Source organism: Taklimakanibacter deserti, from assembly GCA_003574785.1.
The window spans coordinates 1-1,241 of the sequence record QORU01000038.1; the positions used below are offsets into that span (position 1 = coordinate 1).

Genomic DNA, 1,241 nt, shown 5'->3' on the forward strand with positions numbered 1-1,241 from the left:
CGGGCGGGACGCGACCAGGGCGAGCGCGCTCGCTTGGCCGCCGCCCCGGGCTTGCAGGCACTGACCCTGCTGGAGTGGCTGCAGGAGCAGCACCCCGGCCAGTATCCGGACAGCCTGCTGCGCACCCTGCAGCGCCGGGTCAAGGGCTGGCGGGCCGCGCATGGCCCGGAGAAAGAGGTAATGTTCCCGCAAACCCATGGCCCCGGGCTGCGCGGCCTCTCCGACTTCACCGAGCTCAAGGGGATTGTCATTACCGTGGCAGGGGAGCTGCTTGATCACCGGCTCTACCACTTCCGCCTGGCCTACAGCGGCTGGTGTTATGTCCGGGTGGTGCTCGGTGGCGAGAGCTACCCCGCGCTGGCTGAAGGCCTGACCCGTGCGCTGGAGCGGCTTGGCGGTGTCCCCGCGGAGCACCGCACCGACAGCTTGTCGGCGGCCTTCCGCAACCTCGGCCGGGAGGCGGAAGCCGACCTCACCGAGCGTTATGCTGCCCTGTGCGCTCACTACGGCATGACGGCCACCCGTAATAACCCAGGGCGCGGCCATGAAAACGCCAGCATCGAGTCGCCACATGGCCACTTCAAGCGGCGCCTGCAACAGCGCCTGACGCTGCGCGGCTCCCAGGACTTCGCTAGCCTCGATGACTACCAGGCCTTCCTCGATGAGGTGACCACCGCGATCAACCGCCGCAACGCGACCCGTATCACTGTCGAGCGTGGCGCCTTGCAGCCGTTGCCCAGCCGGCCAGGGACCAACTACACCGAGCTGACGGTGCGCGTCACCACCTCCAGCACCATTCAGGTGCGCAAGGTGCTCTACTCAGTGCCCTCCCGGCTGATCGGCGAGCGGCTGCGCGTGCATCTCTACGACAATCGCTTGGTGCTGCACCACGCACAGCAGGAGTTGCTGACGCTGCGGCGACTGCATGCCACGCCGCAAAGCGGTCGGCTGCGGGTCATCGACTACCGTCATGTCATCGGCTGGCTGGTCCGCAAGCCCCGGGCGCTGGCGGGTCTGACGTTCCGCGACGAGCTGTTGCCGAGCGCGGAGTGGCGCAAGCTGTATGCCCGGCTGACCGCCGCCTTGCCAGTTGCCGAGGCCTGCAAGCGCATCGTCGGCGCCCTGGCGCTGGCCGCCGAGCAGGACCAGGCCGAGGCGATCGCCAGCTACTGGCTGGGCGCCCTGGCGCGCGGGAAGAGCCCAACGCTGCCTGAGCTCCAGACCCGCTTCGCCGCTACCCC

The 1,241-nt window shown here is 68.9% G+C and carries 1 protein-coding gene; it reads left to right on the plus strand.

The features are described from left to right. Nucleotides 1–33: 33 nt before the first annotated feature. Nucleotides 34–1,241: IS21 family transposase (istA, locus tag DS839_RS35780; protein WP_368912118.1), on the plus strand; the 1,208-nt coding region annotated here is incomplete at its 3' end.